This window comes from Staphylococcus sp. HMSC063A07 (genome assembly GCF_001836955.1).
In the GTDB taxonomy this organism is placed as follows: Bacteria; Bacillota; Bacilli; order Staphylococcales; family Staphylococcaceae; genus Staphylococcus; species Staphylococcus lugdunensis.
Genome location: NZ_KV830913.1, coordinates 120,082 through 142,221, shown reverse-complemented (window position 1 = coordinate 142,221; position 22,140 = coordinate 120,082). Strand labels below are relative to the sequence as shown.

19 protein-coding genes and 1 pseudogene are annotated in these 22,140 nt (G+C 34.8%); 18 read left to right on the top strand and 2 right to left on the bottom strand.

The window, feature by feature from the left end:
* From HMPREF2597_RS03960 to HMPREF2597_RS03920, 10 genes are all read left to right on the top strand, one after another.
* On the top strand, positions 1 to 3,657 hold the full coding sequence (locus tag HMPREF2597_RS03960; protein ID WP_070817160.1) for a phage tail protein: 3,657 nt from the start codon (positions 1 to 3) through the stop codon (positions 3,655 to 3,657).
* 20 nt (positions 3,658 to 3,677) lie between these two features.
* Complete coding sequence (locus HMPREF2597_RS03955; protein ID WP_070817159.1) at positions 3,678 to 4,631, top strand: phage tail domain-containing protein; 954 nt, start codon at positions 3,678 to 3,680, stop codon at positions 4,629 to 4,631.
* A gap of 16 nt (positions 4,632 to 4,647) precedes the next feature.
* Positions 4,648 to 5,745, top strand: a complete 1,098-nt coding sequence (locus tag HMPREF2597_RS03950) for a hypothetical protein (protein WP_070817158.1) — start codon at positions 4,648 to 4,650, stop codon at positions 5,743 to 5,745.
* Between the two features lie 18 nt (positions 5,746 to 5,763).
* A complete protein-coding gene (locus HMPREF2597_RS03945; RefSeq protein ID WP_012990966.1) occupies positions 5,764 to 7,947 on the top strand; it encodes a tail tube TT1 domain-containing protein in 2,184 nt (727 codons plus the stop codon).
* Complete coding sequence (locus HMPREF2597_RS12705) at positions 7,944 to 8,090, top strand: hypothetical protein (protein ID WP_012990965.1); 147 nt, start codon at positions 7,944 to 7,946, stop codon at positions 8,088 to 8,090. Before HMPREF2597_RS03945 ends, HMPREF2597_RS12705 begins: the two co-directional genes overlap by 4 nt.
* Before the next feature lie 32 nt (positions 8,091 to 8,122).
* The gene (locus HMPREF2597_RS03940) at positions 8,123 to 8,419 is read left to right on the top strand and encodes a DUF2951 family protein (RefSeq protein ID WP_012990964.1); all 297 of its coding nucleotides are present in this window, start codon (positions 8,123 to 8,125) and stop codon (positions 8,417 to 8,419) included.
* Between the two features lie 147 nt (positions 8,420 to 8,566).
* Positions 8,567 to 11,131: an SGNH/GDSL hydrolase family protein gene (locus HMPREF2597_RS03935; RefSeq protein WP_070817157.1), complete on the top strand. Its 2,565-nt coding sequence runs from the start codon at positions 8,567 to 8,569 to the stop codon at positions 11,129 to 11,131.
* A 56-nt stretch (positions 11,132 to 11,187) separates the two neighbouring features.
* Complete coding sequence (locus tag HMPREF2597_RS03930; RefSeq protein WP_012990962.1) at positions 11,188 to 11,637, top strand: phage holin; 450 nt, start codon at positions 11,188 to 11,190, stop codon at positions 11,635 to 11,637.
* Positions 11,638 to 11,639: 2 nt separating this feature from the next.
* A complete protein-coding gene (locus HMPREF2597_RS03925; protein ID WP_070817156.1) occupies positions 11,640 to 13,106 on the top strand; it encodes an SH3 domain-containing protein in 1,467 nt (488 codons plus the stop codon).
* Positions 13,107 to 13,585: 479 nt separating this feature from the next.
* Positions 13,586 to 14,146, top strand: coding sequence for a PBECR4 domain-containing protein (locus tag HMPREF2597_RS03920; RefSeq protein WP_002478912.1), 561 nt, complete (start codon positions 13,586 to 13,588; stop codon positions 14,144 to 14,146).
* Positions 14,147 to 14,257: 111 nt separating this feature from the next.
* Here HMPREF2597_RS03920 and HMPREF2597_RS12350 read toward each other — a convergent pair.
* Together HMPREF2597_RS12350 and hypR are read right to left on the bottom strand one after the other, a co-directional pair.
* A pseudogene (locus tag HMPREF2597_RS12350) lies at positions 14,258 to 14,395 on the bottom strand (FAD-binding protein); the annotation flags it as partial.
* Positions 14,396 to 14,399: 4 nt separating this feature from the next.
* On the bottom strand, positions 14,400 to 14,822 hold the full coding sequence (gene hypR, locus HMPREF2597_RS03915; protein WP_002459876.1) for a redox-sensitive transcriptional regulator HypR: 423 nt from the start codon (positions 14,820 to 14,822) through the stop codon (positions 14,400 to 14,402).
* 154 nt (positions 14,823 to 14,976) lie between these two features.
* On the opposite strand from hypR, the gene HMPREF2597_RS03910 reads away from it, so the two are divergent.
* The 8 genes from HMPREF2597_RS03910 to HMPREF2597_RS03875 all read left to right on the top strand — a co-directional run bounded on the left by HMPREF2597_RS03910 (position 14,977) and on the right by HMPREF2597_RS03875 (position 21,912).
* A complete protein-coding gene (locus HMPREF2597_RS03910) occupies positions 14,977 to 15,915 on the top strand; it encodes an aldo/keto reductase (protein WP_002459875.1) in 939 nt (312 codons plus the stop codon).
* A gap of 185 nt (positions 15,916 to 16,100) precedes the next feature.
* On the top strand, positions 16,101 to 16,646 hold the full coding sequence (locus HMPREF2597_RS03905) for a flavodoxin family protein (RefSeq protein ID WP_002479425.1): 546 nt from the start codon (positions 16,101 to 16,103) through the stop codon (positions 16,644 to 16,646).
* A gap of 185 nt (positions 16,647 to 16,831) precedes the next feature.
* Positions 16,832 to 17,311, top strand: coding sequence for a GNAT family N-acetyltransferase (locus HMPREF2597_RS03900; protein ID WP_002459873.1), 480 nt, complete (start codon positions 16,832 to 16,834; stop codon positions 17,309 to 17,311).
* Between the two features lie 26 nt (positions 17,312 to 17,337).
* On the top strand, positions 17,338 to 18,675 hold the full coding sequence (locus tag HMPREF2597_RS03895; RefSeq protein WP_002459872.1) for an HD domain-containing protein: 1,338 nt from the start codon (positions 17,338 to 17,340) through the stop codon (positions 18,673 to 18,675).
* A 98-nt stretch (positions 18,676 to 18,773) separates the two neighbouring features.
* A complete protein-coding gene (locus HMPREF2597_RS03890) occupies positions 18,774 to 19,280 on the top strand; it encodes a YwhD family protein (RefSeq protein ID WP_002479423.1) in 507 nt (168 codons plus the stop codon).
* Between the two features lie 562 nt (positions 19,281 to 19,842).
* Entirely contained in the window at positions 19,843 to 20,853 is a 1,011-nt protein-coding gene (gene adhP / locus HMPREF2597_RS03885) for an alcohol dehydrogenase AdhP (protein WP_002479422.1), read from the top strand.
* A gap of 115 nt (positions 20,854 to 20,968) precedes the next feature.
* Positions 20,969 to 21,373 (top strand): cupin domain-containing protein, encoded by a 405-nt coding sequence (locus HMPREF2597_RS03880; RefSeq protein ID WP_002459869.1) that lies wholly within the window; start codon positions 20,969 to 20,971, stop codon positions 21,371 to 21,373.
* A gap of 146 nt (positions 21,374 to 21,519) precedes the next feature.
* Complete coding sequence (locus tag HMPREF2597_RS03875; protein WP_002479421.1) at positions 21,520 to 21,912, top strand: hypothetical protein; 393 nt, start codon at positions 21,520 to 21,522, stop codon at positions 21,910 to 21,912.
* The last annotated feature ends 228 nt before the right edge of the window (positions 21,913 to 22,140 follow it).

The following is a 22,140-nucleotide window of genomic DNA, read 5'->3' as shown; positions in this document are numbered from 1 at the left end:
TTGGCTAATTACAAGGTGTCTACAGAAGTTACAGCTGATGTCAGCAGGTTTAAAAAGCAAATACAAGCAGCTAAAAGAGTTTCTGAAAAATTTAAAGCAGTTGTAGAGAAACTAAAAGACAACGATGTTGACGCTGACACATCAAATTTTGATAAAAAGATTGATAAATCAAAAGCTAAAGCACAAGAGTTAGATAAAATGAAGATAGACCCTGACGTCACAGCTGACATAAGTGAGTTTTCAAGAAAAACTGATGAAGTTAAATCTATCATCAACAGATTAGATAAAACTAACGCAGATACTGAAATCACAGCAGATATTGACAAAGCGGTTAGAAATATAAAAAGTCTACAAGGACTTGTGAACGGCATCAAAAACGGCGAAATTGATATAGATGCAAACACAAAGCGTGCTGAAACAAGAATTAAGAACATTGAAGCTAGTTTGAAAGCTTTAAGCTCATCTAAAGCAACAGCGGAAATTAGAGTTAATTCGGAAGAGGCCAGAAGAAAAATTGCAGAAACTAAAAAAGCGTTGCTTGAATTTGCTAAAAAGAGAGCTACAGCCAAATTAGAAGTAGACAGCAAGCTAGCTAATTCGGAAGTTAGCCGGTTTAAATTGATGCTGAAAAGTATACCTAACAAAATAAAAACTAGGGTAACTTTAGACTCAAATAGATTCAGAAATGCGTTAACAGGGTTAAATAGACAAGTTGATGTTTTTCAAGGTCGAATGGATCGCATCGCTAAATCAATCAGAACATTTGGGACTATTGGAGCGAATATAATTAAAGGTTTGTTGTTAGCTTCATTTAGTGCGTTAATTCCTATATTGGGTAGTTTAGTACCCGCAATTGCTGCTGTAGGTAATGCTACTGTTGCACTTGGCGGCGGTGCTGTTGGTGCTGCTGGAGCGTTCGGAGTGTTGCGCTTAGGCGTTACAGGTTTTGCTGGAATGGCTGTAACTGCTATAAAAATGCTTGAAAAAGGTACGATCAGTGCAAGTAGTGCTACGAACAATTATAAAAGCGCTCTAAATGGCGTTAAATCAACTTGGCAAAGCATTGTGAAAGAAAATGCGTCTCAAATATTTGGTGCAATGGCTTCTGGTATAAGAAGTGCTACAAGCGCGTTAAATCAAATGAGACCGTTTTTATCAGGAATAGCAACGCTAATCAGCGATAATGCAGCCAAATTAAGAACATGGGTAACTAGCTCTAGCACAGCACAGAATGCGTTTAGAGCGTTAAATACCGTAGGTGTTCAAATTTTTGGAGATTTACTCAATGCAGGTGGACGTTTTGGCGACGGCTTAGTATCAATATTTACTCAATTAATGCCATTGTTCAAATGGTCATCACAAGGTTTCCAAAACATGTCTATGGCCTTTCAAAAATGGGCTAACAGTGTTGAAGGTAGCCAAGCTATTCAAAACTTCATTAACTATACTAAAACCAATTTACCAATTATATTTAACATCTTCAAAAATACGTTTATAGGTATCTTTAATATATTCAAGGCTTTCGCGCCTAATTCAACGACAATTTTCAAATCTTTAGAGAAAATGACGCAGAAATTTGCTGAATGGTCCGCTGGGATATCTAAGTCAGACGGATTTAAGAAGTTCGTTCAATATATGAACCAAAATGGTCCGGTTATCATGGAGTTAATAGGTAATATTGCAATGGCTTTGGTTAACTTTGGTATCGCAATGGCACCTATTGCAGCGCAAGTTTTGAAAATTGTAACAGCTTTTGCCGGTTGGTTAGCTAAGTTGTTTGAAACACACCCTGCAATAGCACAATTAGTCGGCATTTCTATATCTTTAGCAGGTGTTTTGATGGCTTTAGTACCTAGCATTTCTGGTGTGTATGATTTCTTAGGACCATTAATAACTAAAATTGTAGGGCTAGCTAGTAAATTAGGTCTTGGTAAAGCTGCTACACAAGCCTTAACTAAAGTGTTTACATTGCTTTTTGGTAAAGCATCTCTAGTTAGAACCGTTTTCGGTCTACTTGTTGGTGTTTTCACTTCTTTAAGCGCGCCAGTTTTGGCAGTAATTGCTGTCATAGGTTCACTAGTTGCTATATTTGTTTACTTGTGGAAAACTAATGACGGATTTAGAGAAGCGTGTATCAATGCTTGGAATGTTATCAAAACAACTGTATCAACGGTTGTCACTGCTATCGTTACATTCGTTCAAAGCATTTGGGGCGGATTAGTAGCATGGTGGCAAGAAAATCATGTACTTATACAAGCTGCAGCAACAACCGTATGGAATGCTATCAAAACAGTCATTATGACAGTAATGAATGCGCTCGGTCCTTCTATGAAAACAGCGTGGGAAGTAATCAAGCAAGCTGTTATTATCGTTTGGGAAGTTATTAAGACGACTATTCAAGTAGCTATAAATGTTGTTTGGGGCATTATAAAAACTGTTATGCAATTAATCACTGGAGATTGGTCAGGCGCTTGGAACACAATCAAACAAACAGCGATGACCGTATGGAATTTAATCAAAAGTGGAGCAACGGCAATTTTCAACGCTTTGAAAGCAGCTTTATCAGCAATTTGGAATGCTATCAAATCGGCTGCATCTGGCGCTTGGAACGGCATAAAAGCAGTTATAGTGGCCGCTGTTAACTATATTAAAAATAGAGTACAAGCGCAGTGGAATACGCTCAAAGCTATAACTACAGGCGTTTGGAACGGTATAAAAGCTGTGATTTCAGCTGTATGGAACGCAATCAAGTCATTTGTCACTTCGTCAGTTTCAAAAGTCAAAAGCAGTGTATCTTCGGGTTTTAACAGTGTTAGAAATGTTGTACGTTCAGTTATGAGCGCTGTTAAATCATTTATATCATCAGCTTGGAATGGTGTTAAATCTATCGTTTCTGGAGCTGTAGGCGCTGTTAAATCATTTGTATCATCTGGTTTTAACGCAGTTAGAAATACAGTAAGTAGTATTATGAGTAGAGTAAAAGGTATCATAAGTAGCATTTGGAATTCCATCAAATCTACAGTGTCGAACGCTGTTCATAACATGACTAGCGCAATGTCTAGCGGTATGAGCCGAATGGGTAGTGCTGTACACAGCGGAATGAGTCGTGTTAGTAGTGCTGTTAGAAACGGTATTTCTGGAGCTTATAACGCTGTTAGAGGCGGCGTTTATAGAATGGTTTCGGCGGGTGCTGACTTAGCGCGTGGCATCGCCAGAGGTATCATGAATATGGCCGGTTATGTAATGTCGAGAGCTCGAGCGCTAGCAAGTAGAGCGGTTAGTGCGATTAAAAGTGCGTTGCGTATACATTCTCCTTCACGTGTGATGCGTGATGAAGTCGGTGTATTCATTGCTAAAGGTTTAACTGTAGGTATGATGCAAGAAGGAAATAACACAATCAAGAGCGCAGCAAAACTTGGCGACAGAGTAGCCAACGCATTCACTCCACAACTACAAACACCGGAAATATCCGGAATTTCTCAAGGTATTAAAGGATTAAAAGACAGCATACAAGGCGATTTAAACGCATCATACAACGTAAAAGCAGAGCCGACAACAAATACTATCAAAATACAATTAGACCTCGACGACGAAGCTATTACAGCTAAGGTTGACGGTGTTCACGCTACTAAAGATATGATGCTTGTTAGAAATTAAAAAGAAAGTAGGTGCACTAGTTGGATGTACTCATACAGAAATTTGACGGGGAGTCATTCACTCTAGGTAGCGCTGGCATAATTGTTCATGATTTCAATGTAAGTGGCTTAGAGCTAGACACAGAATATGAACAAATAGACGGCTTACACGGCCGCTTTGACATGGGTGGCGTTTATCGTAAAAGAACGGTAAGCGTGCCCATTTCTTTCATTGCTGGCGAGCTTAGCGACTTCCCTTTGCACAGAGATAAATTATTCAACATAGTTACTGATTTAGACGGCTTTTACATTAGAGAAATGAGAAGGCCAAAAAGATTGCAATATGAATTTAGAGACACAACTTCCGACTCGGGCGGTTTAATTCTAGATGAAAACAACAAAGAAACATCGTTCGACACACCGCAAACAGCCAATGAAATGTCATCAGGTAAGCGTTATAAAGTAAGGTTGGCTAATGTTATAAGCTTAAGTCAATCTAATCATAAAGGCGAAGCTGAACTTGAATTTGAAACAATCGAATTGCCATTTGCAGAAAGTGTTAATACGACTTTATCGCTACACAATAACAAAAACTATCAAAATAGCAAAGATTGGTCACATGGCATGGGTCTTATTAGTAATTCAGAAGCTTATAACTACGTTTTTGATGCTGTAAATGCATTAAGCTTTTATTACCCGGGCAACATACCCAACGATCAATCTAACATGGATAAGATAATTAAATTTGAGTTTAAAAAAGATAGCAAAGGTTTTTCTTTTGCTATAAATGACATACTAGTGATTATTGAAGATGTAGACTTTAAAGCTGGAGAAGCACTCATTTTTGACGGACAAAACATTTTAAATAACAACCTATCTATTTTGCAATCTTCAAATTACACACAACCGGAGATTAAAATCGGTTGGAACAAAATCGAAATTAAAAATAACGCAGTTGTCAAAACCACTGTAGATGCAAGATGTTATTACAAATAGAAAGTGAGATGACATAATGAGAAAAATAATTACGCCACCTTTAAACGATGAAAATTTAGGCAGAATAAATGAAAATTTTTCCGAATTGTTTAGACGAGTTGAAAACGCTATAGAACAAATTTCGCAACAAATATGGAATAAAATTGTTGACCAAAACACTATTAATCTTGGAACGCCGGTTAACAATTTAGGTGATTTGCCACCCGCAGAATTACCTGACCCAGACAAAAGAAATACAATAAGATATGTAAGAAATGAACAGAAATTATATGTATTTAATGGTTCTGACTGGTTAGAGTTTGAAGAAGCAAACTACGACCCTTACCAACAGTTTAAAAAGGAATTAGACAAATCTGTTGCGCAATACAAAGAAGATTTAACAAGTCAATTGAATTTATCTAAAAAAGAGATTGACGCTTTAAACACGAGTATTAAAAACAATGTCAACAACATAGGTGCTAGTGCAATAAGCACAATTACACAATTAAAAAATGATGTCACTTCATTAAAAACAACTTTTGAAACAGATTACGCGAATAAAGTTAAAACTTTCAATGACAATGTCACAGATAAGACTACTACGTTTAATAATAACTACACAACAAAATTGAATGCATTCAACGATAACTATAATAATAAGGCCAAAGCGTTTAATGACAACTACGACAAGAAAAATTCTGATATCAACACATTTTATAACAATGCAACGCAGACTATGACCGATTTAAAAAATAAAACAGAAGCAGCAAGCGCTAGTATTGCCAGTAAAAAAATTAATGGCATAGTAGAAATTCTCGAGGGCGACACGTATTATATAACAAAATATGAAGACGGTTTTGCAGAATTGCATTTTACCTACGATTATACAGCTGAAAACACTAAAACGACATCGGGTTTTTACTATTACGACATTAACGCTATACCGTTTCCAGCAGGAATATCTTTCGTTAAAGTTTTCTCTACTACTGTAAGTATTTTAGGTAATTATTATATAACGGGCGGCACTTCTAAAAATGCAATAGGTTCATATATCGGTGTTCGTGTATGGTCATATAAAGATGCTGCAGGCACTCCTTGGACTTTACAAATATCTGTTTTAGGCAAATACAAATAGAAAAGAAGGTGCATAAGAATGTCGCTTGTTTTTATAGACCCTACGAATAATCAAGATTATACCGTTGAAGCAACAACAGCTTTAAACAAAAAGATAAATGGCGACGGTCTTTTAGAGGTTAGGTTATTTGAAACGAAAGAAAACGCTGATTTTATTAACAAAGTCGGTAAACTTTGGTGGGTTTCAAATGTGGAGGGCAACGGAGATAAGAGAAAATACGTCATTATATCTATAAACAAAAAAACAGTAAACAAAAAACCGACGATATCCATTGTAGCAAGAGAAAAAGTTTACGACGACTTAGCTAACGACAGGTTTTATGAAAAGATTGACGGTAGTTATACAGGTAAGGCCTATTTCGATGCTGTATTTAAAGATACAATATATAACTATACGTTAGTTGCAACTGTTTATGCTCAAGAATGGCAAAACGCTGGAGAGGGAGACTCAAGGTTAAACTTATTTTTAGGCGGTATTGATAGATACGGTTTAGAATTCGAGTATTTACCACAATCAAACACATTCATGTTAAAAGACAAAGTTTCGAGAGAGCCAGCGTATTACCTTTCAAGAAAAATTAACGCTAAAGAAATATCAGTCGATGAAGACGCATCTAATTGGGCCACTTATGCTAGGGGTTATGGTAACTTTTCAGATGAAGAAGGCTTCGAAAAAGCTTTATTGATAAGAGAATATGTACATCCTCTCGAGAAAGTATTTAAACAACGCAGACACGCAGAACCTATCAAAGACGGAAGAATAAAATTAGAAGAAACAATGGACAAAGCACTAAAATCATTGGTTGACGACTCCCTTAAAATTTCTATTTCTGTTGATTTTTTAACAACAAAATTAAGAGACAAAACAGGTAAAATGAACTACATTTCGCCTAAAGAAGGCGATATCATCATGGTTGAAGATGACACTATTAACTTTAGAGAACGTTTCAGAATACTAGAAATAAAAGAAACAAGAGATGCAAGGCATGTCGTCACTAAGCAGGTTGTGACTTTGGGCGACAAGTCACGTGAAGAGAGATATTACCAAAGTATTAGCGAAGCACAAAAGTATTTAGATGACTTAAAAAGAGGTCGTGTTAAATTAGGTTATAGTGTACTACCTCAAGCAGTGAAAACCAATACAGACGCACTGAAAAGAGCAAGAACTAACTTAGAATTTGGTTTGAGTGGTATAACTGCACGAGACCCATTAGATCCTAATATAATGACTGTTTTTAACAGTAGAGGTATTGGTATTAGTGATAATGGTGGTTATAACTTCAAAAGTGCGATAACCGGTTATGGTATTAACGCGGATGCAATCACAACAGGTACGTTGATTGCTGACCATATCCGAGGTGGTACACTGGCCAGTAACAATGACGATGTTTTATTCGAGCTTGACGCTGGAAGACTGTCATTCCAAAAGAATAGTAGTATTGACTTTTATTCTAGTAAAAACAGTATTAAATACAACTACGATTTAGAAAAATACAACGAATATACTAATAAAACTGAAACTATACACACTTCAATAGGTATGCGTATTTTAGATAATAAAAGAGATCAAAGGCCAGATAGCAGGGAAGTAGGTTTAAGTTTTGGTGTGTTAGATTATGATTCGGACGAGCAAAACACAGCGGCAATGGCTGGTGGAATAGAGTTTATAAAAGGATATCTGATTAAAGAAAATAACGCGATGACTTTTTATGACATCATAAATTTATATTCGGATACAATAAAGTTAGGTGGTTCAAATATAAAATTTGGTGTAAACGGTATGGAGTACTACTATTCTGTTGATAATAACGAAATCGTCGACCCTACCCTTTACAAAAAAGGAACATCAGGCCATGTTTTAGCGCCTACAAGTCCACCAACAATGCCAACGAACTTAGGTACTACTGAAAGGCGGTTCGATACTTGTTATACGAACTCTTTTAACGGTATATACACATATCAAAACACTGACCAATATTTTTCTGCAATACAAACATTTGGATCAGGAAAAGTAAAAAATTTTGCTACAGAAAAACCTGAATATAGTTTTTATAACGGTGTAGGTATCGCATTTTCAGAACAAACAAATGACGCTTATATTAAAGTTGAAGATAGTTACTACTCATTTAGAGAAATAGTTAAAAAAATGCAATTAAAAGAATATAGATTCTATCCTGCTGGAAAAGGAATGGTAGAAGTATGAATGAAAAATCAGTAACAGAAGCAGTTTTGGAAAAAAGATTAATAGAAGAAATGAACAAGTCTATTAGTTTAGAAATACAACTTATAGAACAAAGCAAAAAAATAGAAGAATTAAAATCACAATTGAAAGAAGATAAAGAATAAATCTTTTTATCAATTTTTAAGTAGGTGGGTATATGGATAACAACCAAAGAGGCGACCTTGAGCGTCGAGTAAGTAGATTAGAAGTTAATGATGAGAAAATTTTTACCTCTTTGGAACAAATAAAGGATGGTCAACATAATCAAAATTTAGTCAATCAAAAAATGAATTTTACTCTAGACAGCATCAATAGAGAACGTGAAATTGAAAAAGAGAGTAAAAAAGAAAATAAAAAAAATATCAAAGAAATTAAAATGTGGGTACTCGGGCTGGTCGGAACAATAATTGGTTCATTGATTATAGCAGTACTACGTTTAGTTTTTGGCATTTGAAAGGAGGTGAAAACTATGTTCAAATTTTTACTTGGTGCAAACCTTTGGTCTTGTTTCTGGTTCGGCAAATGCAAGTAGCATTTAATAAAAGGTCGACGCAATGCGTCGGCTTTTTTATTTTATCCAAAAAATATTAGAGGTGTATTTATGGTACGAAAATTAAAAGATGTTGTAACCAATATTAATGTAAGCAACGTTGAGAATGGATTTATCGGTGCTAACTTCTATACAGAAGACGACGGATCAGCTTACATCAGAATTACAATTAAAGATAAAAATGAGATATTAGACTTTACGAAAACAAACATGATACCTAGATTAGATTTGTTCGCTCAAGATGGTTCTATATTCACTGATGAACCGTTAGACATACTTTACCCTAGAAAAGGTGTTATACAATACAAAGTTAGAGACAACGTAATTCTTCACGTTGGTAAAATGGACGCTAAATTATTCTTAGCAAATGACAAAGACAGTATACATGTTGCTAACTTCTACTTTACTATCACTGATAGCGGTATGACTGGGCCTATTGGTAAAGAGGTTCATGTGGAAAGCTTGCAATACCTAGTTGAAAAAGTAATGAAAGAAAATGCTATGGGGCTGTTAGACGATAGTTTCAAGGAAAAGTTAGAAACAGACTTGAAATCTTATGTCAATGAAAACCCGGACAAATTCAAAGGTTCTAAAGGCGAGCCAGGAAAAGACGGCAATGTTTCATTCGATAGTTTAACAGACGCTCAAAAGAAGGATTTAGCAGCTTTTAGTGACATAGAAGATAAAGCGGTATCTTATCCTAGAACTGATTTTTTATTTTCAGGAAAAAACATATTTAACGCTTACACAATAACGTCTGACATTATTTTGAATTATGCTGACGGGCAAGAAATTAAAAACGAGACATACGTTACTAGTGATTTTTTACCAATTGAACCAAATACAAACTACACACAAAATTATGCAGATGTGGTTGTTTTTTATGACATTAACAAAAAGTTTTTAAGTGGTTTATCTAGATCGGCTACACCTTCACAAGCAAGAACATTCAAAACGCCGAGCAACGCTTTTTTCTTAAGAACAACTACAATTAAAGACCCTAAATATGCAGGTTATAATTACTTAAATTATCAAATTGAAAAAGGGAGCACCAAAACAAGCTTTGAAAAATTCAATTATAGCTTACCTGGCTTAAATCAAAATATTCCTAGCAGATATGTTTCGAATGAAATGTTATACGATTACAGTATAGCAGCAGATAAATTAAGTTTTACTAAACGATCAGAAAATATTTTCGATAATTCAAGAGTAACAACTGGCAAATATGTCAATCAGACTAATGGACTTTTGTCAGATAACATCAACTATTCAGCAAGTGATTACATTTACATTAAAGATGCGTCGACATTATCTAAAAATAATAATTTTGCCACATATGCTTTTTATAATAAAAGCTTTGACTTTATACCAATAACAACAACGGCGACAACACAAATCACTGTGCCTCAAGATGCGTGGTATGTAAGATTTAGTATGTTAACTAGTGCGATTAATTCAACGATGCTTGTTAAAAGCGACAAAGTGCCAGAAAGTTATATACCGTATGAAATAAAGATACCTAGCGAATTTATAGAGAAGGAAGCTACACAAGATAAAACTGATTATAACATCGATTCTTTTGGTAAACACACACTTAAATCATACACAGCTGACATAAGCAAGCAATTAAATGCAGATTACGCAGGCAAAACAGAGATTGCATTTATTGGCGACAGTTGGATTCAGGGCGGCGAGTTTAGAGGTGGAGACCGACTAACATTACCACTCAAAGAAAAGTTTATGAAATTAGGCTATGCTGACGGCGGTATTGGTTTTATCGGACTAGCAAACAATCATACAGGCAATGGTTTGTTAAGTGTAGAGTTAAAAGGTAGTTGGACTCAATATGATGCGAATTTAGATATCGGTCCAAAAGCTAAAGGTTTAGATACTGCTATGGTCGAAAGCTCTACTGCTGGCGATAGCATAGTGGTAACATTCTATGAAGAAATCGACTATTATGAATTGCACACGTCAAACATCGGAAAATGGCGATATAAAGTAGACAACGGCGAATGGACGACAGTTGATGCTACACAACAAGAAGTAACACCAATCAAACTAGATTTAGGTAAACATACAATTACACTTGAAGTTGTTGAGGGTCTCGTGTCATTTATTGGCTCTTATGCTTATAAAGGCAATAAAGGTGTAGTTATCCATAAAATGGGCAACGGTGGTTTGAAATCATCTCAAATCGTAGCAACTGATCGTGACAACTGGGTTAAACAAATCAAACGTTGTAACGCTAACACATTCGGTATTTTACTTGGTACGAATGATATGGCTGCGAGTATGACAATCACTGATTTCGAAAAAAACATGAAAGAAATCGTTTCACGAATAAAAGAAGGTAAACCATTAGCAAGTGTATTTTTGATAAGTCCGAGTGGAAATAACGTACAAAATACAGCGTTAGGAATGTCAGAATATAGCAACGCATTATATCGTATCGCTAAAGATTTAGACATTGGATTTATTAGCTTATACAGAGCTTTGGGAGACTTCAACACTACTAACTCAAACGGCTTGATGTACAAAGACGGTGTACATCCTAATAAAAATGGTGGATATGCCATTTCAAACGTAATATATGATAGATTGTTAAGAATTTAATTTCAAGCTGACCTATACGGGTCGGCTTTTTATTTTACTCAAAAGGAGATAATTAAATGAAAATTAATTGGATAAACAGACTTAAAAATAAGGCGACCCTATCAGCTTTGATTGGAACGCTTTTTTTATTGGCAAAACAAATTGCTGAAATTTTTGGTGTAGATATCTCACAACAATTGGAGGCCGTAAGCGGCATTGTAGGCACTATTTTAACGCTTCTGGCCGGCTTGGGTATTATCACTAATCCAAACACAAAAGGCGTCTCTGACGCTGGCTTAGACATGCAATTGAATAAACCTAGAAACGAGGATACACATCCGGTTCAATTTAAATCTGAAACAACTGTACCTAGCGCATTAACTCCAAAAACATACGACACAACAGAACCATTTTCAGATGATGACGATGAAGTCGCAGTCGATGACGCAAAAAGTGGCGGTCACTACACAGATGTACCAGAAGAAGAACGCGACAATTCAGACGAAAAAGCGTTAGTGGAGGAATAACAATGAAAACACAATCACAAATTAATGCACGTTTAGACACTTATAAAAACGGCACAGTAGACAGCCCTTATAGAGTGAAAACATGGACGAGTTACGACCCCGCTTTTAGCACAATGGAACCCGGTTGCGTTGATGTAGACCACTTTTATCATGCACAATGTGCCGACTTACCTACAGATTATATTCTTTGGTTAACTGATAACCAATATAAGGCGTGGGGCAACGCTAAAGACTTCCCTAACAATAAATTCCCTACCGGTTGGAAAGTTATTGAAAATATGCCAGAAACAGTGCCGCAAAAAGGCTGGATTGCCGTATTTACAAGCGGCACATACGCACAATACGGGCACATAGGCATTGTTTATAACGGTGGAAATACTAACTCATTTCAAATTTTAGAGCAAAATTGGAACGGTTATGCTAACAAAAAACCTAAATTGCGCTGGGATAACTATTATGGCTTAACGCACTTTATCGTACCTCCATTAGCAAAAGAGTTTAAAGTGCTAAAAACAGAAACAAAAAAAGCTCCTACTCAAACTAATAAAACGAAAACTAAAAAAATAGAAGTAAATACAAAACGCATCACTGGTTGGACAATGGATAAACGCGGCTATAATCCGCGTGGCGTTGTCATACACAATGACGCCGGTTCAGCAAATTCTCAAAATTATTACAATAGCTTAGTGAATGCTAACTACGACAGATTAGCGCGTGGTATTGCTCACGCATACGCTGACAGAAACGGCATCTGGGAGGCTATCGACGAAAGTCGTATTGCTTGGCATTGTGCGGACGGTATCAATCCTGGTAGCGGTAACCACGATTTCTACGGTATAGAAGTGAACCAATCATTAAGTGCTAGTGACAAAGAATTTCTAGCAAATGAACAAGCAGTATTTCAATTTGCAGCGCAGAAACTCAAAAAATGGGGTTTACCTGCTAACAGAAACACTGTACGCTTACACAATGAATTTAGCCAAACATCATGCCCACACAGATCAATGAAGTTACACGCTGGATTAGACCCAATACACAATTCTATCACTGAACAAGCTAGATTGAAGTTAAAAGATTACTTCATCAAACAAATTCGAGCGTATATGATCGGTAAGCAGCCTACATCTACAACAATAGTAAACAAACCTGGCAGTGCTTCTACACCTGCCACGCGCACAAACTCGAACGGCTGGAAAGTAAATCAATACGGTACTTATTACAAAGCGGAACATGCAACATTTACACCCAATACCGCGATTAGAACAAGATATATAGGGCCATTTACTTCATGTCCTCAAGCTGGAGTTTTACAAGCTGGTCAAAGCATTATCTATGACACTGTATGCAAGCAAGACGGTTACATTTGGGTATCGTATACAGCAAACAATGGTAAAAATGTATGGTTACCCGTCAGAACTTGGGATAAATCTACAGACAGCAAGGGTGTTTTGTGGGGAACTATAACTTAATATGTTATAGTATGTTTACCACGTCATTATGAAAGGGTAGTCTTATCGACTGCCCTATTTTTTTATGTTAAAATAAACTTACATGTTAAACATTCGAAATCCATGAAGCCTTGACCACCCATACATGTCACTGGGTGGTTTTTCTATAAAATGTGTGTATAATTTTTATAAAAGTTATCCAAATAGGAAAAGAATTTCAGCTTAATTATTTACAAATAGCACAACAAGGTATATAGTTAATTACGAAGAAAGTTAATTCTCAAACTCATTCTTTCTTCCTAACTTCTTAGCGCTTTTAGTTAGTTCGTCTTGTAACTATAGAATTATAGTTATATACAAATAGGAGTGATTTGTATAGCCCGGCAGAGGCCATATATCTGACTGTTGGTCCCGCAGGAGACTTCTTCCTTGCCATCACTCTCATACATAATCCCTACTTACATTAATGTTTGTAGGGATATTTTTAAGGGGTGTACTAGGTGGGGAAATCAACATATTTAAAAATAAACAATCAAAATGATGTTGATTTACAAAACATCCTTAATGATTTCATTAATTGTTTTTGCAATGGTTATGTAGAAGTTAAAACCAAATATAAAGGACTTCCTACCTTTAAAATATCTTTTCACAAAAACAATTTACCTCATTTATTAGGTTTACATTACACACAAAACAATGTGAGCGCCAAAAAAATTATTGGAAGAATTGCAGAAGGTAAAATCACGCATGAAACTATAAAGCAACATCATGAATATGACAATATTAAAGATCGCCTCATTAATTATAATTTTTTACATAAATGTTTTATTGATAGAGAAATAAGGCTATGCGTCATAGTTCCAAAAAAGTCAATAAATCCGCAAAAAATTGATGTGGCTTTTATAGATGATAAAAACAGTAAATTAATGATACTTGGGTTGAAAAAAGGTTACAATAGTGATTTTTTTATCCCAGCAACTATGTATATTTTAGGTAAGAATAGTTCGTATCGTAGCATGAGAAGAACTGATATTATTGATATAGAATGGAAAAGTGACTAACACTCACCAACTAGTGGGTGTTTTTTGTTTTAATAAAAAAGTCATCTTGGTTGATGAGATTAAACCGTATCTATTAAGATACGGTATTTTTGTATGGAACTATAAACGTTCTATATTGATACATGTACCGCCATACATGTTTGCAGATTGTTCAACTACTGCGACACGTTGCCCTTGATTCGCAGCAAATTTTGCAAGCGTTTTTCCTGCTTTTCCAAAACCTATAATTAATAAATCATAATGTGTCATAACATTATGCCTCCTTTATTATATCTTCAATCACATCATCGATTGTCTTATCACGATAAAAATTTAAAATCAGTTGCTGTTCTTGTTCGCGATAGTGTGACATGGTAGTGGCAATTTGATTTGAAATGATACAATCACTATCGATACTGCCTGTGAATAAGCGTTGTGTGTGTGTTTTATCGAGAACAAATTGTGAATAAAGTTCTGCTAGGGTGATAGCAGCCGTATGTTGATTAGCTTGATATCCTCCATGTTTACCACGAATTGTTTGTATATAATTACTATTGTTTAATTGTGACATTACACGTCTGAGTTGTACTGGATTTAAACACGTCAATTCTGCTAATTCAGTACTACTATAATGCTTATCTTTATGCTTTGCTAAAAAACATAAGACATGTACAGCAATGTTAAATTCTAAGTTCATCATGTCACCACCTTAATGTAACTATTATAGTTACATTAAATAAAATGTTAAGCAATGTGTCAACTTATTAGTCTTATTGAGCAGAAGTATGGAATGTTTTTACATGATGTGGGTAAATAATAATAAATAGATAAAGTTAAAGGAGTGTATTGTTTTGACCACTAAAGTACAATTAGGCAAATCAAATGTTGATGTTTACCCTATTGCGTTAGGTGCCAATGCAGTTGGTGGACACAATCTATATCCTAATTTAGATGAAGAACAAGGTAAACAAGTTGTACGTGAAGCAATTGATAATGGTATTACATTAATTGATACAGCTTTCATTTACGGACCTAAACGTTCCGAAGAACTTGTAGGTCAAGTACTTAAAGAATATCCAAGAGAGCAAGTTCAAGTGGCAACCAAGGGATCTCATGTCATAAATGAAGACGGTAAAGTTTATCATAATAATGAACCGGCATTTTTAAAGTCACAAGTAGAAGAGAGTCTTGCGCGTTTACAAGTAGATTATATTGATTTATATTATATACATTTTCCGGATGAATCAACGCCTAAAGATCAAGCTGTTGCTGCATTGCAAGAATTGAAAGAAGCAGGAAAGATTAGGGCGATTGGCGTTTCTAACTTTACTTTAGAACAACTTAAAGAAGCCAACAAAGATGGTTATGTCGACGTTGTGCAATTAGAGTATAATTTATTGCATCGTGAAAATGAGGATATTATGGCTTATGCGGCTGAAAATAATATTACATTTATTCCATATTTTCCGCTAGCTTCAGGCATTTTAGCTGGCAAATACACAGAAGATATGACATTTGACGATCACCGAGCTCCACGTCGGGATTTTCAACCTGAAACATTTAAAGATAATGTCCGCCGTGTCAATGCTTTAAAACCAATTGCGGAAGCGCATCAAACATCAATAGCTAATATTGTATTAGCCTTTTATTTAACAAGACCAGCCTTGGATGTCGTTATACCTGGAGCTAAACGAGTTGAACAGGTTAAAGAAAATATTGCAGCAGCACAGCTTACATTGACGGACAAAGATATTGAGACGATTGAACAATTATTTCCAATAGAAAAATAATGTCTTAATAATAAGTAAAAAGATTTCTGATAACGTTTATATAAGTGTCAGAAGTCTTTTTTTATATTGAGTATGTTAATGTGTATTTATAGAACTTGAAAGTAAGAAGAATGGGTATTAAGAACAATGTCAATATTGGCATCATAAATAATAATGATATTATGAATTAAAGGAGAATGAGTATGATGATTACAGTGTTATTTGGAGGAAGTCGTCCTGATGGTAATACGGCACAATTAACAAAATATGCACTACAAGGACTTGAATATAACTGGATAGATTTGACAACATATCAGCTAAATCCAGTTAGAGATGCTAGACATGATAAGGGAGAAATCACTTCTTATTCTGATGATTATAAAGCACTTATTGACCAAGTGTTAGCAAGTGATGTGGTTATTTTTGCATCACCCGTATATTGGTATAGTGTTTCAGCTTCATTAAAGGCATTTATCGATCATTGGTCAGAAACACTTATAGATCCACAATACAAAGATTTTAAAATGCGTATGTCCCAAATTGATTTTCGTTTGATTTTAGTAGGTGGAGATGTACCTAAAGTAAAAGCTAAACCATGTATTACACAAATGAAATATAGTTTAGATTTTGTAAAAGCAGAGTTATCAGGATACATTATTGGTACAGCCGAACGTCCCGGAGATATTATGAAAGATAAACTAGCATTAGATAGAGCAACAGAATGGAATCAAGCATTTAGTAATAAGATATAAGCTAGCAAGTTGGATGATAAGCTATCTTTTAAATGCGTGATTTTTAAATTTTAAAGAGATATTCTAGGGTAACATTTCTAAAAAGTTAATGGCTTAAGTCTCATATCTATAATAATGATATGAATAACTCAAAATGTGATATAATGCAACTATTATTACTTCATTAACGGTCAGGAGAGACAGGCATGTATAGAGTTAGAAAAGCGACTGAGCAAGATGCAGTAGCCATTCGAGATGTTGCTACAAAAGCTTGGTATAACACGTATTTAGCAATTTATGCTGCATCAACAGTCAACGAACTATTGGCAGCTTCTTATAATGAGCAACATTTAGCGAAACGTTTAAAAGAACAATTATTTTTAGTTGCTGAAGAAGAAGGGATTATTGTAGGATTTGCCAACTTTATTTATGGTAAAGAACTATTTTTATCTGCCCATTATGTGCATCCTGAAGCACAGCATAAAGGATACGGCACAAGTTTATTAAATAAAGGTATAGAAACATTTAAAGGTCAGTACGATACAGTATATTTAGAAGTAGACAATAAAAATGCTAAAGGTATTGAATATTATCAAAATCATGGCTTTGAAATCGTGCGTTCGTATCAGCCAGAAATGTATGGCGAACATATGGATTTAGCTTTAATGAAAAAGGAAATAAAATAGCTTCGTTTTGCACAGCAGACAGCAACATGATTCATGATATTTCAAGCCTCAAAAGGAGGATAACTTTGAATTTATCATCATACGCGACAAAAAAGTTAGCAGAAGAAAAGGTGTTTAAAGACCCTATACACAGATATATACATGTCAAAGATCAACTGATTTGGGACTTAATCAAAACGAAGGAATTTCAACGCTTACGACGTATTAAACAACTTGGAACGTTGTATTTATCTTTTCATACAGCCGAACATAGTCGTTTCGGCCATTCTTTAGGTGTTTATGAAATCGTCAGACGTCTTATTGATGAGTCATTTAACGGGCGTGAAGCGTGGGATAACAGTGACAGACCACTCGCTTTATGTGCTGCGCTACTCCATGATTTAGGACATGGACCATTTTCACATAGCTTTGAAAAAATTTTCAATACTGATCATGAAGCCTTTACTCAAGCAATTATTGTTGGAGATACAGAAGTAAACGAAGTGTTAAGTCGCGTTTCGGATACCTTCCCACAAGAAGTTGCAGATGTTATTAATAAGACGCATAATAATAAGCTCGTGATTTCAATGATTTCATCACAAATTGATGCAGATAGAATGGATTATTTACAACGTGATGCTTATTTTACAGGCGTATCTTATGGCACGTTTGATATGGAACGGATATTGAGATTAATGCGACCTTCTAAGGATGAAGTACTAATTAAAGAAAGTGGTATGCATGCTGTTGAGAATTTTATTATGAGTCGTTACCAAATGTATTGGCAAATCTATTTTCACCCAGTTAGTCGTGGAGGAGAAGTATTGCTTAATAATTGTTTGAAACGAGCGAAACACTTATATCAAGAAGGCTATATATTTAAAATGCATCCACATGACTTTGTACCGTTTTTTGAAGGAACAATGACCATAGAACAATATATTGATTTAGACGAAGCCGTTGTTCTTTATTATCTTAAAAATTGGATTAAAGAAGATGATGCAATATTAAGCGATTTATCGCGACGGTTTATCAATAGGGATTTGTTTAAGTACATTCCTTTTGATGGTTCTATTATAACAATTACGGAATTACAAGAATTATTTATTCAAGCTGGCATAGATCCAACGTATTATTTTGTTAGTGAAGCTTTTTCAGATTTACCCTACGATTATGATAGACCAGGATCTAACCGTCAACCGATTCATTTGCTACGAAAAAATGGTCATATTCGAGAAATTAGTAGTCAATCATTAGTAATTTCCAGTATTACAGGTATTAATCGTGAAGATTATAAATTATACTATCCTAAGGAGCGCATCCTTAATATTGCTGACCTTGAAGTTAAAGGTTCAATTATTAATTTACTCAATGAGTTAAATTAATGATTGATATAACCATTCAGTAACATTAGCTGATGCGTAGAATAGATAATAGTTAAAGTTCAAATAGATACTTTTTGATTTATATGGAGGTGTCATGATTGGCAGAGAATAAAGGATTTAAGTTTAATATTATTAAAAATGACCCTTTAGATGGCCATAAAGGTACAAATATTGGCTCAATTAGCTTAGATAATATTGCACCTGTATTTATTGATGTTGCCAACCAAGAAGCTTTTATTGATATTGGAGGTATGCATGCACGAGCTCAAGTAGAAAAAGGTGTGAAATGGATAACTGATAAAGAAACAGTAGAAGGTGACGATGCAAAGGAATATTGGCTTTGTTGGGTGACGACTGAACGTAGTGAACAAGGTCCATACTATGCAGGCGTTACTGCATGTTACTTGCTCGTTAATAAGTCCATTCGCCGTGGTTATAAAAGCATGCCTGAACATGTTAATATGATGGATAAATCAATGAAACATCATGTTATCATAGATCATATTGGTGACAATAACAAACAGGTACTCAAGAAATTTTTACAATCACATAATAGTGAAATGTGGAATAATTCGAGCTCTGAGCTACATTTAGCATTTGAATAAGATTGAGCTATACAAGCTTATATTATTTAAATATAAAGACAACACGTTTACCACTAAACTTGTAAAGTCTTGGATATAGATATCAGGTTGGGACATAAATCCCAGCATAATCGCACAAAGATGATTAAAAATTAAAAATCGTCTTTGTGCTTCTTTTATGATCAATACGTCGTATTTAAAAGCACTTGGTTTGGTCTTAAGTGGTACGTAATATAACAAAGAATAAAGAAGCGCCTGAGAGATAACGCCTCATTTATTTTAGGTTCGTAACAATATATTGGCAGTAGTTGACTGGATAGAAAATACGCTTAAACTGAGTTTTTTCAATCTTAGTCAAGCTTGCCTGCGTGGGAATATGAATTCAAAATGAATGCTGTCTTACATGCTTGTTTAACTTGTCAAAGACATTGTTATCCCGGATGCTTTATATATTTTATGCTTAAAATATAATTTAATGAAAAACATTGTGAGCTAGGTTATTGCTAACGATAGTAAGCTTTTGCATGGTATAATTAAACTATAATAGTGTTGTATTACAACGAATGATAGGAGTGGAGTAATCATGAAAGCAGCTGTTGTTACGCAAGATCATAAAGTAAGTTTAGAAGATAAAACTTTACGTTCTTTGAAGCCTGGAGAAGCACTTGTTAAGACAGAATTTTGTGGTGTTTGTCATACTGATTTACATGTGAAAAATGCGGATTTTGGTGATGTTACAGGTAGAATACTAGGTCATGAAGGAATCGGAAAAGTGATTGAAGTTGCCGATGATGTTACCGCATTAAAAGTCGGCGATCGTGTGTCAATCGCTTGGATGTACGCAGCTTGTGGACGTTGTGAATATTGTACTTCTGGACGTGAAACATTATGTCGTGATGTCCAAAATGCAGGTTATACGGTCGATGGTGCAATGGCAGAAGAGGTTATTGTAAATGCAAATTATGCCGTTAAAGTGCCTGATGACTTAGATCCTGCCGCAGCTTCATCAATTACTTGTGCTGGTGTTACAACATATAAAGCGGTTAAAGTGAGCAAAATTAAACCTGGACAATGGATTGGAATATTTGGTATCGGTGGTTTAGGTAATTTAGCACTTCAATATGCTAAGAATGTGTTTAATGCTAAAGTCGTTGCATTTGATATTAGTGATGATAAGTTGAATTTTGCCAAAGAATTAGGTGCCGATGCAGTCGTGAACACTAAAAATCAAGATGCAACTGAAATCGTTAATCAACTAACCAATAATAAAGGTTTAGATGCCACAGTGATTACTGCAGTAGCGAAAACACCTTTTAACCAAGCAGTTGATGTTGTTAAAGCTGGTGCACGTGTTGTTGCTGTTGGTTTACCTGTAGACAAAATGGATTTAGATATACCACGTCTTGTGTTAGATGGTATTGAAGTCGTCGGTTCTTTAGTAGGAACACGTCAAGACTTAAAAGAAGCTTTCCAATTTTCTGCAGAAGGTAAAGTTGTTCCTAAAGTTAAAACACGTGACTTAGAGGATATTAATGATATCTTTGAAGAAATGGAACAAGGTAAAATCACTGGTCGTATGGTTATTAAGTTTTAATTTGAACGATACAACATCATTATAGCTATACATCAAGCTGGGACATTTTGTTACTGTTCCAGCTTCTATATGTTTTCATTGGTTAAAGAAACAAATTTAGGAAAGTGTGATAAAAATGACTAACAAAAATATTGATACAGTTTTTGAAATGGGTGAAAAAAATGACGCATTTAAAGAATATTTTATTGGGGATAGTTATCTTAATATGTTGTCTACAGAAGGCATAACTATTGGTAATGTAACATTTGAACCTGGTTGTAGAAATAACTGGCATATCCATCATAAAGGTGGACAAATCTTACTTGTAACAGCAGGTGAAGGTTATTATCAAGCCTGGGGAGAACCTGCACGTAAGTTAACGAAAGGTGATGTGGTTCATATACCAGCAGAAGTCAAACATTGGCATGGTGCTACAAAAGATAGCTGGTTTACACATTTAGCGATTGAAGTTCCAGCAGAAAATAGCTCTAACGAATGGTTAGAACCCGTCGATGATGAGCAATATAGTAAGATTGAATAATAATGTTTAACGTGATTTTCCCATTTAAATGAATTAATTTTAAAACAAAATATGAATTATTTCTGTTCAGCGCATAGTGATAAAATATACAAATACTGAAATTTTATATATAATAAAATTAATAATTATATGGGAGAGATGACGTTATGCAGATGAAATTAAGAGAACAAGAACTTATAGATTTTTTAGAAATAAATTTTCCAGATAAAGAATTTAAAAAAGGGAGAATGTTAGTTGGTCAACATCATCGTGACGATTTGACAGTCTATTATCTTGGTGAAGAATTGTTTGCCGCTATCATTGTGGCATTTAACACATTTGAAACGAGAGAAGCTATGCTATTAGATTACACTGCAGTGAAGGATATCACGTTAAAAGAAGGTTGGCTATATCGCAAAATGATTATTAAAACTGAAAATGAACGTATGAAATATGGTACTTCCAAAGTGCTATTAAGTGATTTCCAAACAGAAAACTTTAATTATTTTATAGATGGTCAAAAAGAACGTGTCATTTTTAAAAATGGGAAATTTGTCTAAAATCACCGTTAATGATTTATTTGAAATGTCAAAACACCTATGTTGTATCAAGCATAGATTAACTCTAAGCTGCTATATATAAACATATTACAAGATGCTTAAACGCTATGTAATAACCAGAGCGATACATATATTTGAAAAGGTTGCTCTATGTTAATGTAGCACAGTCTATTAATCAATTAATATTGTAATCAACTTAATAAATGGTATAATTTTTGTAAGTGAATT

Bases quoted from the DNA above. Each gene is read 5' to 3' on its own strand.
- HMPREF2597_RS03950 (WP_070817158.1), top strand. From the start codon at position 4,648: ATGAGAAAAATAATTACGCCACCTTTAAACGATGAAAATTTAGGCAGA.
- HMPREF2597_RS03945 (WP_012990966.1), top strand. From the start codon at position 5,764: ATGTCGCTTGTTTTTATAGACCCTACGAATAATCAAGATTATACCGTT.
- HMPREF2597_RS12705 (WP_012990965.1), top strand. From the start codon at position 7,944: ATGAATGAAAAATCAGTAACAGAAGCAGTTTTGGAAAAAAGATTAATA.
- HMPREF2597_RS03940 (WP_012990964.1), top strand. From the start codon at position 8,123: ATGGATAACAACCAAAGAGGCGACCTTGAGCGTCGAGTAAGTAGATTA.
- HMPREF2597_RS03935 (WP_070817157.1), top strand. From the start codon at position 8,567: ATGGTACGAAAATTAAAAGATGTTGTAACCAATATTAATGTAAGCAAC.
- HMPREF2597_RS03930 (WP_012990962.1), top strand. From the start codon at position 11,188: ATGAAAATTAATTGGATAAACAGACTTAAAAATAAGGCGACCCTATCA.
- HMPREF2597_RS03925 (WP_070817156.1), top strand. From the start codon at position 11,640: ATGAAAACACAATCACAAATTAATGCACGTTTAGACACTTATAAAAAC.
- hypR (WP_002459876.1), bottom strand. From the start codon at position 14,822: ATGAACTTAGAATTTAACATTGCTGTACATGTCTTATGTTTTTTAGCA.
- HMPREF2597_RS03905 (WP_002479425.1), top strand. From the start codon at position 16,101: ATGATTACAGTGTTATTTGGAGGAAGTCGTCCTGATGGTAATACGGCA.
- HMPREF2597_RS03900 (WP_002459873.1), top strand. From the start codon at position 16,832: ATGTATAGAGTTAGAAAAGCGACTGAGCAAGATGCAGTAGCCATTCGA.
- HMPREF2597_RS03895 (WP_002459872.1), top strand. From the start codon at position 17,338: ATGATTCATGATATTTCAAGCCTCAAAAGGAGGATAACTTTGAATTTA.
- adhP (WP_002479422.1), top strand. From the start codon at position 19,843: ATGAAAGCAGCTGTTGTTACGCAAGATCATAAAGTAAGTTTAGAAGAT.
- HMPREF2597_RS03880 (WP_002459869.1), top strand. From the start codon at position 20,969: ATGACTAACAAAAATATTGATACAGTTTTTGAAATGGGTGAAAAAAAT.
- HMPREF2597_RS03875 (WP_002479421.1), top strand. From the start codon at position 21,520: ATGCAGATGAAATTAAGAGAACAAGAACTTATAGATTTTTTAGAAATA.